General features: G+C 37.2%; 12 protein-coding genes, 2 tRNA genes and 1 pseudogene. 8 read left to right on the forward strand and 7 right to left on the reverse strand.

Going from position 1 to position 13,065, the window contains the following annotated elements; all coding sequences use genetic code 11:
- Positions 1 to 29 precede the first annotated feature (29 nt).
- The 3 genes from F902_RS09910 to F902_RS09920 are packed head-to-tail and all read left to right on the forward strand — an operon-like array spanning position 30 to position 1,239.
- Positions 30 to 314, forward strand: a complete 285-nt coding sequence (locus tag F902_RS09910; RefSeq protein ID WP_005203119.1) for an HP1 family phage holin — start codon at positions 30 to 32, stop codon at positions 312 to 314.
- Positions 298 to 828: a glycoside hydrolase family protein gene (locus tag F902_RS09915; RefSeq protein ID WP_005203120.1), complete on the forward strand. Its 531-nt coding sequence runs from the start codon at positions 298 to 300 to the stop codon at positions 826 to 828. Before F902_RS09910 ends, F902_RS09915 begins: the two co-directional genes overlap by 17 nt.
- Complete coding sequence (locus F902_RS09920; protein ID WP_005203121.1) at positions 829 to 1,239, forward strand: hypothetical protein; 411 nt, start codon at positions 829 to 831, stop codon at positions 1,237 to 1,239.
- Positions 1,240 to 1,425: 186 nt separating this feature from the next.
- Here F902_RS09920 and F902_RS09925 read toward each other — a convergent pair whose 3' ends face one another.
- On the reverse strand, positions 1,426 to 1,650 hold the full coding sequence (locus tag F902_RS09925) for a hypothetical protein (RefSeq protein ID WP_005203123.1): 225 nt from the start codon (positions 1,648 to 1,650) through the stop codon (positions 1,426 to 1,428).
- 91 nt (positions 1,651 to 1,741) lie between these two features.
- Positions 1,742 to 3,133, reverse strand: a complete 1,392-nt coding sequence (locus F902_RS09930; RefSeq protein WP_005203124.1) for an integrase family protein — start codon at positions 3,131 to 3,133, stop codon at positions 1,742 to 1,744.
- Between the two features lie 157 nt (positions 3,134 to 3,290).
- On the opposite strand from F902_RS09930, the gene F902_RS09935 reads away from it, so the two are divergent.
- The 5 genes from F902_RS09935 (at position 3,291) to F902_RS09955 (ending at position 5,541) form a co-directional block, all read left to right on the forward strand.
- Positions 3,291 to 3,367: transfer RNA gene (locus F902_RS09935), tRNA-Ile, on the forward strand.
- 687 nt (positions 3,368 to 4,054) lie between these two features.
- Positions 4,055 to 4,453: a hypothetical protein gene (locus F902_RS09940; protein ID WP_005203125.1), complete on the forward strand. Its 399-nt coding sequence runs from the start codon at positions 4,055 to 4,057 to the stop codon at positions 4,451 to 4,453.
- Between the two features lie 283 nt (positions 4,454 to 4,736).
- A tRNA-Met gene (locus F902_RS09945) sits at positions 4,737 to 4,813 on the forward strand.
- A 185-nt stretch (positions 4,814 to 4,998) separates the two neighbouring features.
- Entirely contained in the window at positions 4,999 to 5,232 is a 234-nt protein-coding gene (locus F902_RS09950) for a hypothetical protein (RefSeq protein WP_004807806.1), read from the forward strand.
- Between the two features lie 99 nt (positions 5,233 to 5,331).
- Positions 5,332 to 5,541, forward strand: a complete 210-nt coding sequence (locus tag F902_RS09955) for a cold-shock protein (protein ID WP_004807805.1) — start codon at positions 5,332 to 5,334, stop codon at positions 5,539 to 5,541.
- 185 nt (positions 5,542 to 5,726) lie between these two features.
- On the opposite strand, the gene F902_RS09960 is transcribed toward F902_RS09955, so the two are convergent.
- The 5 genes and pseudogenes from F902_RS09960 to F902_RS09980 all read right to left on the reverse strand — a co-directional run bounded on the left by F902_RS09960 (position 5,727) and on the right by F902_RS09980 (position 13,063).
- Positions 5,727 to 6,878 (reverse strand): catalase family protein, encoded by a 1,152-nt coding sequence (locus tag F902_RS09960; protein ID WP_005203126.1) that lies wholly within the window; start codon positions 6,876 to 6,878, stop codon positions 5,727 to 5,729.
- A 107-nt stretch (positions 6,879 to 6,985) separates the two neighbouring features.
- Positions 6,986 to 8,092 carry an FAD-dependent monooxygenase gene (locus F902_RS09965; protein ID WP_005203127.1) on the reverse strand — a complete coding sequence of 369 codons (1,107 nt, stop codon included), beginning with the start codon at positions 8,090 to 8,092 and terminating at the stop codon, positions 6,986 to 6,988.
- Positions 8,093 to 11,119 carry a LodA/GoxA family CTQ-dependent oxidase gene (locus F902_RS09970; RefSeq protein ID WP_005203128.1) on the reverse strand — a complete coding sequence of 1,009 codons (3,027 nt, stop codon included), beginning with the start codon at positions 11,117 to 11,119 and terminating at the stop codon, positions 8,093 to 8,095.
- Between the two features lie 313 nt (positions 11,120 to 11,432).
- On the reverse strand, positions 11,433 to 11,726 hold the full coding sequence (locus F902_RS09975; RefSeq protein WP_005203129.1) for a hypothetical protein: 294 nt from the start codon (positions 11,724 to 11,726) through the stop codon (positions 11,433 to 11,435).
- A gap of 356 nt (positions 11,727 to 12,082) precedes the next feature.
- A pseudogene (locus F902_RS09980) lies at positions 12,083 to 13,063 on the reverse strand (DUF4882 family protein).
- Positions 13,064 to 13,065: the final 2 nt, after the last annotated feature.

Consider the following 13,065-nt stretch of genomic DNA (forward strand, 5'->3'; position numbering starts at 1 on the left):
TGGGGTTTTTTATTTTTAGGGTATGAAAAATGTCGGAATACACTGAGGCTGCAATTGAAACTTCAAGCGCTGTAACAGCAGCTGCAGCTAAAACAACTGTAGTGGGTGGTGTTGCAACTGCCAGTGCAAAAATTCTTGGATTAGATCCAATTACATTAATTGGTTTAGTTGTTGCAATCGGCGGTTTAATAATCAGTATTTTTAGTTTTTTAATTAATTGGTACTACAAACGCCAAGAAAATAAACGTGCTGAAGAAATCCATAAATTAGAACGAGACAAACTATTGGGGAAGTTAAATGTCAAACAAGACTAAGCTATGGGTCGGTGTCGCAGGTGGCATTCTAGCAGTTAGTATTGGCGGTGTTCAATGGACCCAAGAGCGCGAAGGTACAGTACTAAAGCCTTATTATGACTCAGGAAAGGTTGCAACGATTGGTACAGGAACGACAGTTTATCCTAGTGGCCAGAAAGTAAAAATAACTGATCCAGCCATTACAAAAAAACAGGCCACAGAATTTTTGCAATATCACATGAAAGGTGATGCCGTCGCACTTAATCAGTCGTTAAAAGGCGTAAAGCTTTCACAGGATGAATATGACGTTTACGCTGACTTTGTATATCAATATGGACGTGCCACTTGGTCCAATTCATCAATGTTACGGAATCTGAAACAAGGCAAATATATTCAGGCCTGTAACTCACTTCTTTTGTACAAGTACATCACCAAAAATGGCAAAAAAGTAGACTGCTCAATTGCTGCTAATAAGTGCTCTGGTGTGTGGACCTGGCAAGTGAAGCGCAACAAAAAATGCTTAGGAGCAAATTAAATGCCCTTATTGATAATGATTTGGAACAACAAACGCTGGTCTATCATTATTTTTTTATTGCTTTTGCACCTGGTGCAATTAGCTAATGTAAAAAACTTGGCAGGCAAGCTAAAAGATGCTGATTCACAATGTAACTCTCGTGTCGAGGCTATTAAGGGCAAACTTATTGATATGTATGTTCAACAAGCACAGAAACTTAATCAAGTTAGTTTGAATCTTGCAGCAAAAGAGATTGAGATTAACGAACATTTTGAGACAGTACGAAATGAAAAAGAGCGTATTAAAACAAATATTGTTTACCGCAATGTGTGCAGTAATGCTGATGGTCGCAGCTTGCTCAACAATGAGGTTAAAACAGTCAACACCTCCATTGCCAGCCAACTTAACAGCGCCATTGCCAAAGCTCAATGAGTTAAAAGGGGATACGGGAGGTGATTGGTTTGACTGGGGTATTGATACAGTTCAGAAGTATTCAATATGTGTCCAGCGCGTTACAGCATTAATTGATGCACATGAGCCTTCCAAGTGAAGGCTTTTTTAGAATAAAACTTGTCAAAAGTCAGAAAAAAATTTCGTATCATGTATAAAAAATATGTTTTATTCCATTACTACAATAAATCCTTTTAACTTTCTCTTATTTAAAGTCAGATAACGTTCAGCAGCTACTTTTGTTTGGAACTCCATTGAGCCTTCTTTTGATGGCGAAAATATATATTTTTGATTGAACATGCCGCTCACGTCTGAAGAATCCTGATATTGTTCAAACAGATCAGTCTGAATGTGGAGGTATAGTTGATCTTTCTTTAGATAGTGAAGTCTCATAAACGAATCCATCTTGAATAAGTTACAAATTCAAGTAAGCATAAATAACATCTCTCTAAAATTCAAATTTATTTAACTGTGGATAACGATATCACTTTAGTCGGGCCTTCAACTGCTCTACTTTAGATAAAGCCTTCAATGCGTCATCAATTTCAACGGGATTTTCTGCTACAGATTTTTCTAAATAATCGAGATGCCTTGTGATCTTTTTAAATTTCCTGTTTTTGATGCTTGAGATGATTTCATCGTCAAGTAAAAGGTCTTCAATCATATTCATGGCAATCTGAAGGTCCTCAAAAGACACTTGAACGTAGCCATCTGTTACATCGGAATCGTCTGTTGTGTGATTAATTAGCCTTTTAATTGTGTATGAACCTACATTAAGACTATTCGCCACACTTGAGAATGTTCTTCGTAAATCATGGTATGTAAATTTAATACCAGTTAATTCAGCAATTTTAATCCTAGCCTTACTTCTGTTTGATACATGCCCAACACCTTGGCGAGCTTGGAATACATATTTACCGCCACCAGATCGTTCAAAACGTTGTTGCATTATATAGTGCAGGGTTTTGCCCATTGGCAAAGTAAGAGGTTCACCATTTTTAGGATCAACAGACGTGATAGAGCCATACTTCAAATCAACATGCGGCCATTCTATTGTTTCAGCTTCTTCACGACGAAAACCGGTTAATAAAACGGTAAGCAGGAAATCTTGATTAGTGTAAGCATTATGGTTTTTATATTGCTGGCCAACCCACTCAGTAGTTACGACTGCATCAAGCCAATCTTTCATTTGATTATTGCGAATGTATCCTTTTCTACGTTTAATCTTATTCCATGATTTTTTTGCTTTAAGAGTATTAACAGGATTAGAAACATCAATAATATTCTTATCATTAACATCGAGATAATGTTCTACCGAGAAATTAAAAACAGCTCTAAAAAAACGCATAGCTAAGTTTGCCCGCGCTTTAGATCGTGTTGACAACTCAGCATGCTTTTCTTGGACCATCTTTCGAGAAATTTCTATTAACTTAATATCTCGCCAGTCGACCAAATAATCTTTGATGCATTGCTCGTAGTCATCTAACGTATTTTGACTAAGGTCACGTTCAGTTTTGTAGGCGGTGTAGGCATCTAAAAGAGTGGGTTGCTGATCAGCCTTTGCGTATTCGGCATACATTTCTTTCTTAGCTTCTTGCTTTTCTAGGTTTGGGTTAATTCCCTGAGACATCAATCCAAGCAATTGGCTGGCTTTATCACGTGCTTGTGTAGGAGTTATTTCACCATGTTTCCCTATAGTGACACGCACAGATGATTTGCCATTACCAATACGACGTTCAACAACATATACTTTGGTATTAGTTACACGCAATGCAAAGCCAATCAGCTCTGAATCCCTATAGATAACTTGTTTACCAGGGGATAAGGGCAAAGAATCAACAAATGTTTTTGTGAGCTTTGTTCTTTCAGATGTCATGGTGTATGATCACGCTTGTTTGCAATAACTCGCAATAACATACAATATTTTAAGATGCCTACATAGTGCCTACAAAAAATGATATTGCAATGCAAAAAAATATTATGTAGAATCAGCATCAAGTTAAAGCATTGTATTAATTATATTTAACTTTATAGGGCCTATAGCTCAGTTGGTTAGAGCAGCGGACTCATAATCCGTTGGTCCCGTGTTCAAGTCACGGTGGGCCCACCATATATCAAGCACTTACATGCATTAATTGTAAGTGCTTTTTTATTGGCTAAATTTATGTAAGTGCTATGTAATCAGTAAAATTAACAATTAAGAGTGAAAACAAGATCTATCTAGGTTTGGAAGATGCTGAATATTATTTATAGTTTTGCTAAATCAATTCAATGTACATCGAAATTAGTGAACAAGACTTTTTAAATAATTTGATGATCTAAACCTGCTTTTTAGCCTAAGTCAGTTAGCTATGATTAGAGGATGATAAGAAAATGACTATTTATATTCCCGACATATTTACTATGAATTATTTTTACAAGAAAAAGATGAATAATAAAGAGTGAAATGAAATCTATTCTATAAGCTTAAATATCTTCGGCAGGGTGACGGGTTGAAATATTTTTATTAGATATATTGTATTTTTTATATTACAAAGTAAGCTTGAAGCTAATTAAAATTTAAAGTCACTTATAGTTGTAAGAAAAATTATTTTTTAATAAAATATAGTTATATCCGATACTTAAGTGAATTTTATCCAATTTAAGAATCTAACTTAAAAGTATAAGAAATCGTCCCTACAATAATTTATACAATTATAGATACTTTTCAATTTTGTCATACTCCATTATTTTTGCTATATTATATTTTTTGATTTTATAGATTATTAAAGTGAAGAATATCTTAGCTTTCACCATCATGTTAGGTTTATTGGGGTGTGAAAGTTTTGAAGATTATAAGAGCAAAGACTCTAATATTATTACAGAATTTGATTCTTATATAATTGAGAATGATAATCGAAAAAATGTGAGAGATTTGAGTAAAAGCTCTGCTTATATTCGGAAGTCCGAAATTAATTTAAATAAGGAAAAACTGATTGAAAAGTGCAAAAAACTCGTACTTTCGAATGTAACAAAGAAAAAGACGGTTAGTTTTAATGATAATTTACGTGGTAATTACTATATAAATCAAAAAAGTGGAGATGTGTATATTTACCTAGAGTTCTGTGCCGAAAATGAGTTGGGTAATGCACAAGAATTCAAAGGGAAGTGTATATTTTCTATAGATGGACAGACTCAAGTAAATATTTTTGAATAGTTGATACTAATTTATTCGCTCTAAATGAAAAGGGCTAAACCTCTAAAAATGAGGGGAATTTATGTAGCTATAATTTGAATAGGCAATACTACATATTACTTTTTTCACTTTCTTCTTATTTTTATCTAACTTTAGTGAAAAACTGATACAACTCAAATTGAAGTAAAAGTGCCGTTAAACTCAAAAATATTGATAAATCGACTGTAAATTGAGCTCTTGTTGCTATTAATCAATATTAAACTTGCATAATTAAGTTAAAGCGCCTATAAAGCTAACTCGTCGGTGCGGGATGGAGCAGTCTGGTAGCTCGTCGGGCTCATAACCCGAAGGTCGTTGGTTCAAATCCAGCTCCCGCTACCAACCGACTTAATTAGTTTTGCTCTGTGATGTATTTATAGTTGCTATTCTGGAAAGAACAAATAGCAATTAAATTAGCTTACATAATCCTAAATAAAGCTAAAAATTATTAGATTCTAGAAATGCAGTTATCTTCTTCTCATCTGTCTAGCGTTATAGTAAATCGAATCAATCACATGAGCTCAGAAATGAGTGATTTTGTGTTAAAAATTATTAATGAATGGCGTATGGCCAAAGCCAGTAATGGCAATGAAATTTGTGTGCAAATTATCCCACTTAAACGTCAACAGAATACGTTGTTAGGTTTTAAATGGGTTGAAGTTGGAAAGAGAGTACTTCTAGAGTCTGGTCAAGAGATTGATTTTAATTTAGATGGAAAAAGTTTCTACACTGATGTTAACCAGCTTTATCGTTTGACATAGATAATTCACACAATGGTAGTATCTTTTTAGTAAAGATAGATTGGATCAAAATTTAAGGTTTTGATCCATAAATAAACAAAGTTTAAAAGGTTTAAAAGTATGTCTGATAAAGCTACTGGTACTGTTAAGTGGTTCAACGAAACTAAAGGTTTTGGTTTTATTCAAGCTGATTCTGGCGAAGATTTATTTGCTCATTTCAGCGAAATTCAAAGCAATGGCTTCAAGGTTTTGAATGAAGGCCAACGTGTTTCTTATGTTCCTGGACAAGGTAAAAAAGGACCACAAGCAACACTTATCACTGTAATCTAATTCGTTAGAGCAGTGAAAAAGCCCATCGATAGATGGGCTTTTTTATGTTTATTTAATGCACTAGCTTAATTAAATACTATTATAAATTCTAATCTGTTCCTCGATTCTTATGACGAAGGCGAGTTGCTATCAAACTTAATATAAGATCAAGAATGGCTCATTCAATTGAATATCTACAAAAATGTTTATAGTGGTTCTTTTCTTTGAGTAGAATTCATTTCATGTCGGATTGCACTAATATTCTCGTAAATCACTTTACGCAATCTATTTATAGCGCCTAAGGGTCTATGCTCAGGCAGTGAATGCCACGGGGTAAATGAAAGATTCTCACAAAATTCATTCTGAGCAGGCGTATCAAAATTTTGTTGTGGTATATGGATCGTTGCAACTTGATAAAATGGAGCTTGAGCTTCTTTCCATTCAGTCATCGAATCTTCTACGAGCATTTTATTTGATGTTCTCGGTTGGATCAGAAATTCCATACATGCATCACCTTTTTGTAAGCTATTTCGAAGCGCTTCTCTTAAGAAGTCATGATTGGGGTGATCTGGCACTAGTGTTGTATTTTGAGAACAAGGCCTTGCTGAATATTTAACTGCCTGACGCTCAGCGCCTAATCCTAATTGATAGGGCACCATTGACCAGTATCGGGCTTGTATTGGATTGGAAATTATTGAATTTCTCGCTTTAAGCGCATTCATAGTGCCCTGCAAACCTAGGGCAAAAGGAATCTGCAATTTTTTGAGCGTACTTCCACTATTTATATTCCGTATAAAGGATAAATAGCGATCAGGTTGATTTACAAAAAATACAGGATGATTAATCATAATAAAATCTTGAGTCATTGCCTGATTGTCATTCTCCATAATCTTTTTTCCAGTAACACCTAAAATTTTGATTGCCATGCCGCGCGCATCTTTTTTATTGTCGGCTTGGGTGGCATCTCCTGAAGCATTGGAGAAACGAATCCATGCTGAATATGTTTTATCAGCAATAAAAATGCCTTTCGCTAGGTTTGATGGTAACGATTTTGAGACATGGAATTCTGCCCGAACACAGCCATGTGCTTTAGGATGTGCATCACGTAGCACATGGCCTGCTGCGTACTGTTTACGGATATTTTGTCCAATTTCCTCAGAAATTTGTGCAGCCAAAATACTCTCGTTCGGTTGTAACTTTTCACCTAATTCCGTATCAATGGTTGGATAGGGGATTTTATGTGTATTGGCCACAATGCTTGATTTTTGATGCTGATAAGCGCAACCACTTATACTGATCAGTAGAGGAGTGATTGTGAAAAATAAACCGAAGCGTACTAAAGGCATCAGACCTAACATATATTTGCTCCATAACATAAATCAGTTTAGCAACTTAAAAGATCGTGAGTAGAAGAAATACGCTGATCTAATTGATTTTTATACTTGTGTTCATCATTTGGTCTAGCTTAGCCAGTGGTCATTTGATGTGCTTTCCAAAATGGACTGTTCAACCATCTTTGTTCTTGCTTATATAATGAATATCTTCGATTTTCATAGATTCTAATAATATTATGAGTTTCAGCTAAATAGTGTTGATGAGCATCCTTATTTTGATCATATTGTACAATCGTTTCTGCTGCTTTCATTGCGGTATAAATTGCATTAAACAAACCTTGCCCTGCGATAGGATCAAATGCCAATAAAGCATCACCGCAAGCAATCCAGCCTTCCCCTAAACCCTGTTTTAACCAAACACTACGTACATCATGACAACAGATATTTTTTCCAAATTCTAATTTACCAAAAAGCTCAGGTATGATCGTATTGGTTTTAATTATTTCATCCCAGTGTACAGGATAGTTGTGAAGTGCTGCTGCGGTTTTGGGGATTGTGTGATAGCCAAGAACCCATTTTTGTTCTGAAATTTTCCCTGCATATAACCATCCATTTTTATGTGATGAAATGATGGTTTTACTGAGTGAAATACTTTTCTCTGGTTTAAATGTTCGATACAGCGCAACCAATGGTACACCACGATGGCGCTGAATACCGAGTAGACGGATGATTTTGGCGCTGCGGCCTGTTGCATCAACAATCCATTTTGTTGCAATGGATTTGCCACATTCCAATTGAATGTTCCAAATATTACGATCTTTTTTTAAATCCAAAATGTTTGCACTAAATTTTACTATTCCCTCAACATGAGCATGCTGCGCTAAAAGCATATCGAATTTCTGCCGATCAATCCGAAGTCCAACCCCATAGGGATCATGTAAGGCATCAGAAATGATGGGGGACTCGCTTCCCCAAAAAGACATATTTCCACCGACACGAGGTGAATAGTAGCCATTGGCATGCTGCTCTGTTTGTAAAGGCACAATGATTGATTGAAGGCCGAGTTTGGTTAATAAACGAATTGCCGATCCGGGGAGTGTTTCACCAAATTTATGTACCATATGGCTTGGGTTATCAATGACGCACACCGATAACCCAGCCAAAGCAAGTTGTCTTGCCGCTATAAGTCCAGCAGGCCCACAACCTGCGATACAAACATCTACCTTTAAGTTATTCATTTAGCGTTTTTGTACACGGACAGAGCGGAAAGCCAATAACTGTTCATGACTTGCCCAGCCTGCTTTTTCTAAGTCGGTAAGTGGTTCAACCTTACTTTCTAACAAGTTGGTTGCATGTTCGGCAGCCGTTTTTAGCTGACCAGCAATCAGTGTTTCGACATAGATATATTCAGGAATATCTGGATCGTCCTTTACACCTGCACGGACTTCAACAATACCAAGTTCATTAAATTGAGCAATCATACGCTTCATCACTTCGGCAGTATCTGCATTTTGGATTGCGCGTAGCCAACTGTGGCGTTGATTAAAGGCGGCGATACGTTCTTCTCTCGATAGGTCAGGATTTATAACTTTTTGATAGTCTTGTTCTGTGAGAACGTGGTTTGGAACACGGGCTGCCCAAAATGTTGGAAGATAGGGATCGAAATCTGGATCGTATCCAGAGCGGCAGAATGCGGTATCTCCTTGCCATGGGACTGCCATCCAGCGGGTAATACTGCCTGCGACTTGAGCATATAAGGGGCCATCAACTTGCTGAACTTTGATGGGGGTCATTGTTGAGCCATAGTCTGGTTCGGGATTTGTAGCTGCACGTAATCTGATTCTGAATGGTGAACTATACATACTGGCATGGCGCATCGGCCATGTCATTTCACAACCGGGATGAAAGGTATCTGCCAGACAATAATGCAAGGCTGCCTGATCTAATGTTTGAGGTTGATCTTGTAATGGAACTTGATCTAAAGATGAAGGAGGTTTAATTTCTTCATTAGACCAGTCATCGATAAAATTTCCGTCCACCCAGTTTCGGAGTAGACCTTCTTGTAAACCCGTCATAGTGAGCATATTGCCGGGCCCATTTTCTGGAAAGCTTCCAAACGCATCACCATAAATCCAAGGCCAAATATGTGGCCATTGTACTGGCTCAGCTACGCTAGGTTTGGATGGTCTGAAACTATGCAAGATGGCACGGCGTAATTCACTATATGGATCAGCCAAATTTTTATTCTTTGATTGGAATGAAAGTTTAGCCAGCAGTGCAGGGTTATTAAAATCCATTGGACAGCCTTTGCCAAAGTAGGCTGCAAAACCTTTATTTACCCACTGTAAACCGCCCAGACGTTTCAGGAGTGGCCAAATGTCTTTAGTAAAGGATGGTTTTTCTGGCATAACCATCCAGCCTGCATTGACGTAGACATCGCACATCAGGTCGTACATGGTTCGCCAGCTCACAACATCGGGCGCATAGTTGGGTGGAGCAACAACAACCCACGCCGATTCAACGGGTATCTCGATTCCATTTATGGAAACTGTTGCAGTGACTGGGCCATCGGATGTGTCATCATACCAATCATCAGCATTATTAAAGCTTGGCGGATGGTCTGGATCATAAACAGGTGCATGAGTTGGAGATGCTGATTTACCATGCCCACCTAAAAATAATAAATGTCCATTTTCATCTGTTTGAATTTCACCTAAAGGCACAGTCACAGCCTGTTCCGCTGCTGCTTGGAAAGTTCCAGTATCAAAACGATGTTCAGCACCACCCGAAACATTACGACCAAAAATACTACGTGGGCCTGGATCAATGGCTAATTTATGTCGATTGGCTGGTTTGACTTTGGGATTACGTAGCGTGAACGCATTATCAGGAGCATTGACGGCTTCTGGTATGTCCAGTGCATACTGAAATTGATACCATTCAGCTTTACGGTTGGCAACATGGACAGTCCAGACAATATCTGCATTGTCAGGATTCAGCTCACGGACTACGTCGCCAGCAGCATTGTAGCCATAGATACGGAATCGAGCTGCTTGCCTTTTGATTGCACCAGTCTTATCTCGATAGCTATTGGGCTGCTGGGTTAGGTCTGTTGGAGCATCAACAAGCTCTGGTCCGATAAAAAACTCATTTTCACTGTCACCTACGCGAGCGATCCCAATTGCAGGATGGATTGCTGCACGAACGATCTTGGTATCAATACACGCTGCTGGGGAAATAATAGGACGAGGAGTATCAGGTTCACCTAGAGGTACACCATTTACATTACGGCGTAACTCTGCCGAAGCTGCGTAAACAACACGTCTAGCATCTGCGATAGAACCGACTGGGGCATGTTCAGCAGTGACACGCCAAATATTCATTGCTAAGTTTTCACCATATTCGGCTTGCCCGCGAGCTGAAATATCTTGAATGGGTATGATGATGTCGGCAACGTGAATAGGTAGGCTTAAATCTTCTGGCCAGACGATAGTTGCTTCGTCTAATGGCATACGTTCAGGATCTGTTCTGAGTTGGATCATGAAGCGGAATCGTGCTTCAGAGACTTTTAATCTCGAGATTAAGTCGTTGGCTAAATAAGAAGGGTCATTAGGCGAATGGTTCGGTGGGTCAAGATAAAAAACAGGTTCTAGTTTATATTTTACATATTCATTTGGACCAAATTGAAAGGGTAAACCACTCCAGTAAGCGGAAGCTAAAACACTGGCAACGGGTTTTGCCATTGCATCCAGTAATTCTGAGGTTTTTGGATGAGCTTTTAGATAAGGATCATAATCACCATCGACCACACCAGCTTTGGTAAATTCACACATATCTTTTGCAGTGTCGACAAAAAAAGCATCAAAATTCTGCATCAAGAAATCAAAGGTACTCGCATCAGGGTTACCGAGTATTTTTTTTCCCTCAACATCAAATAGTTTGATCCCGATACCAAGGGTAGATTTGAAGTCTGTATTTGTTGGTGTGGTGTCGGATGAGAAGCGAACCCAGGTCGGGTAACTTTTGCCTAAATTTGAAAATAATCCGATACGGAGCTTCTCGGGTAAATCATCACGGATTTTGAATTCAGCAGCGGCTATTCCGTGTGGTTTAAGAAATACTGGTCGCATAGCAGGGCATTGACCTTTTCGAATTCTCCCAGCTTGTACCATGTCCACAAACATGGCTTTCAAAGATTCAATCGGGTCTTTTGTACAATCAACACATGGCGTATTGCTGGGCGAATCTGATTTTAAGTGATCCATTTTTTGTCCTTATTATTTTAAAGTGTTTTTATTTTCGTCGTTTATGAAATTATAGAAAATATTGTGGGTGGTCAATATGTATGCAATGGAATAAATAAAATAATTCCATATTCAGTTTTAATTAAATTGTTTTTTAAGTTTTTTTATTAAGAATATTTTATTGAAAATAAACAGTGGGTAGTTTTTTTTTGAATTATTTTTTTAATAAAATCTAAATAAAGCCGAGTATTTGTTAAGTGTTTTTATGATTGGAGCAATGTGAACCAATAATTTAAATGTTAATTAGTTCACATAATAATATGTATTTTATTAACTAGTAGTAGCTTGCGATAATAACAGCATTCTTTTTATCTGGTAGCTGTTCGAAGCTAATGTCGGTGGTTGTATTTTTTTGTGTATGAGTACTTAAGTCACTGAGAGAAATTGATTGAGAATCAATCTTATCTCTGATTTGATTCAATTGCTGACAGTCACTAGTGTTATGCTGCTGAGAGCAAGTATCTTCTACTATACTTCCATTCATTTGGATTGTGCTTGCAGAATAACCCACCGAAGCAAATGCCATTAATGATAAAAGTAGGGCAGATTTATAGATATTGTTATACATGTTTATTGCCTTTTATATAATGTATTAAGTATTAATTAACATAAGTATTATTATTAAGGCAATATTAAAATTAAATATTGATTAAATAGTTATTTAAAGTGTGATGTGTTTAAAATTTTGCTTTTAAATTGATAATTAATATGTTTATTTTGATTTGTTAATTGTGTCACATATTTTTGTTTTAATGTGAATTTAGAAACCAGACCTGTCTGGTCTGCATTATATGGTCGCTGTAGAATATTTTAAAATTCAAATATGGAACTTAGGCAGACCATTGTTACGGGAAAATTATGTGATTGCTATTTTTGGCAAGAAAAAAGCCTAATCGACGATTAGGCTTTTTGACTCTAACTGGGTTAAATCACATTGCCACAGATGTCTGTTGTACCTTGAGGGTAGCTGAATTGTAGAGCGTTACGGTCAGTGATCAGCTCAGATGAAAACTCTAGTCCTGCAAGTTTGTCTGAGAATGCACCATCTTTATCCGAACCAACCCAGCTACGAATATCAAAACCAATATTTTTCAATGGGGCAGGGAGTGTTCCTTGGTATCCCTGATCAACTCCATTGACAATAAAACCGACCTGTTTGGTATTTTGGTTGATATAGATACCTAATCGATGATATTTGCTTTAATAGTCGGTCATTTTACTGTAGTAATAAGCAACTGAAGTATACTCAGTCTCATCGCTATTTGGGTAACCAAGCATAAATAATACGGATGGTGGGTTTTCACCAAAGTCAGGGTCAGCAGTACCTGCCATGTAATTATATCCTGACCTTACAACATATCCATTTTCTGTTATTCCATTAAAATTAATATCAGAGATATAAGATGAACCCGGTTCTCCATAATAGCCGCCACTAAGTGGAGCAGCAGGAATATCGAGCTGCATTTCCAGTGCAAGAATTCCTGTTTTTGGTAAGTTAAAATCTCCTAAACCATCTTGCAAGTGTGGAAAGTAAGGAGAATCTTTTGCTGAATAAAACCTTGTTTTACTGGTAGCTAAGTATTGTAAGTAATTAAAAGTACCGTATTCAGGATCGCTATTTGAAGAATAAGGAGGGGCAACAGTTAAGCTAAACTTTTGCCCATTGATTGTAGGAAATAAATTGACTAGATAGTCTGAATTTTGATTGTTCCATAAAGCATCATAATCTTGCTGTGTTGCATCGAAGTTATATTGGCAAGTTTGTGGTTGGCTAAAACTACGTAAGCTAAAGTTGCTGGATGTAGTTGCTGTGGATTGAGTATTGGCATTATCTTGTGAACTATTTTGATTTTCGCCACAGCCAATTAGGGCCAGGCTAAGTGCAAATATGCTCAGTTTTTTCATTT

The sequence above is a fragment of the Acinetobacter higginsii genome (genome assembly GCF_000369525.1).
In the GTDB taxonomy this organism is placed as follows: domain Bacteria; phylum Pseudomonadota; class Gammaproteobacteria; order Pseudomonadales; family Moraxellaceae; genus Acinetobacter; species Acinetobacter higginsii.

Excerpts from the sequence above, each read along its gene's own strand:
- F902_RS09950 (WP_004807806.1), top strand. The coding sequence starts at position 4,999 with ATGAGTGATTTTGTGTTAAAAATTATTAATGAATGGCGTATGGCCAAA.
- F902_RS09970 (WP_005203128.1), bottom strand. The coding sequence starts at position 11,119 with ATGGATCACTTAAAATCAGATTCGCCCAGCAATACGCCATGTGTTGAT.
- F902_RS09925 (WP_005203123.1), bottom strand. The coding sequence starts at position 1,650 with ATGAGACTTCACTATCTAAAGAAAGATCAACTATACCTCCACATTCAG.
- F902_RS09965 (WP_005203127.1), bottom strand. The coding sequence starts at position 8,092 with ATGAATAACTTAAAGGTAGATGTTTGTATCGCAGGTTGTGGGCCTGCT.
- F902_RS09930 (WP_005203124.1), bottom strand. The coding sequence starts at position 3,133 with ATGACATCTGAAAGAACAAAGCTCACAAAAACATTTGTTGATTCTTTG.
- F902_RS09975 (WP_005203129.1), bottom strand. The coding sequence starts at position 11,726 with ATGTATAACAATATCTATAAATCTGCCCTACTTTTATCATTAATGGCA.
- F902_RS09920 (WP_005203121.1), top strand. The coding sequence starts at position 829 with ATGCCCTTATTGATAATGATTTGGAACAACAAACGCTGGTCTATCATT.
- F902_RS09955 (WP_004807805.1), top strand. The coding sequence starts at position 5,332 with ATGTCTGATAAAGCTACTGGTACTGTTAAGTGGTTCAACGAAACTAAA.
- F902_RS09960 (WP_005203126.1), bottom strand. The coding sequence starts at position 6,878 with ATGTTAGGTCTGATGCCTTTAGTACGCTTCGGTTTATTTTTCACAATC.
- F902_RS09915 (WP_005203120.1), top strand. The coding sequence starts at position 298 with ATGTCAAACAAGACTAAGCTATGGGTCGGTGTCGCAGGTGGCATTCTA.
- F902_RS09910 (WP_005203119.1), top strand. The coding sequence starts at position 30 with ATGTCGGAATACACTGAGGCTGCAATTGAAACTTCAAGCGCTGTAACA.
- F902_RS09940 (WP_005203125.1), top strand. The coding sequence starts at position 4,055 with ATGTTAGGTTTATTGGGGTGTGAAAGTTTTGAAGATTATAAGAGCAAA.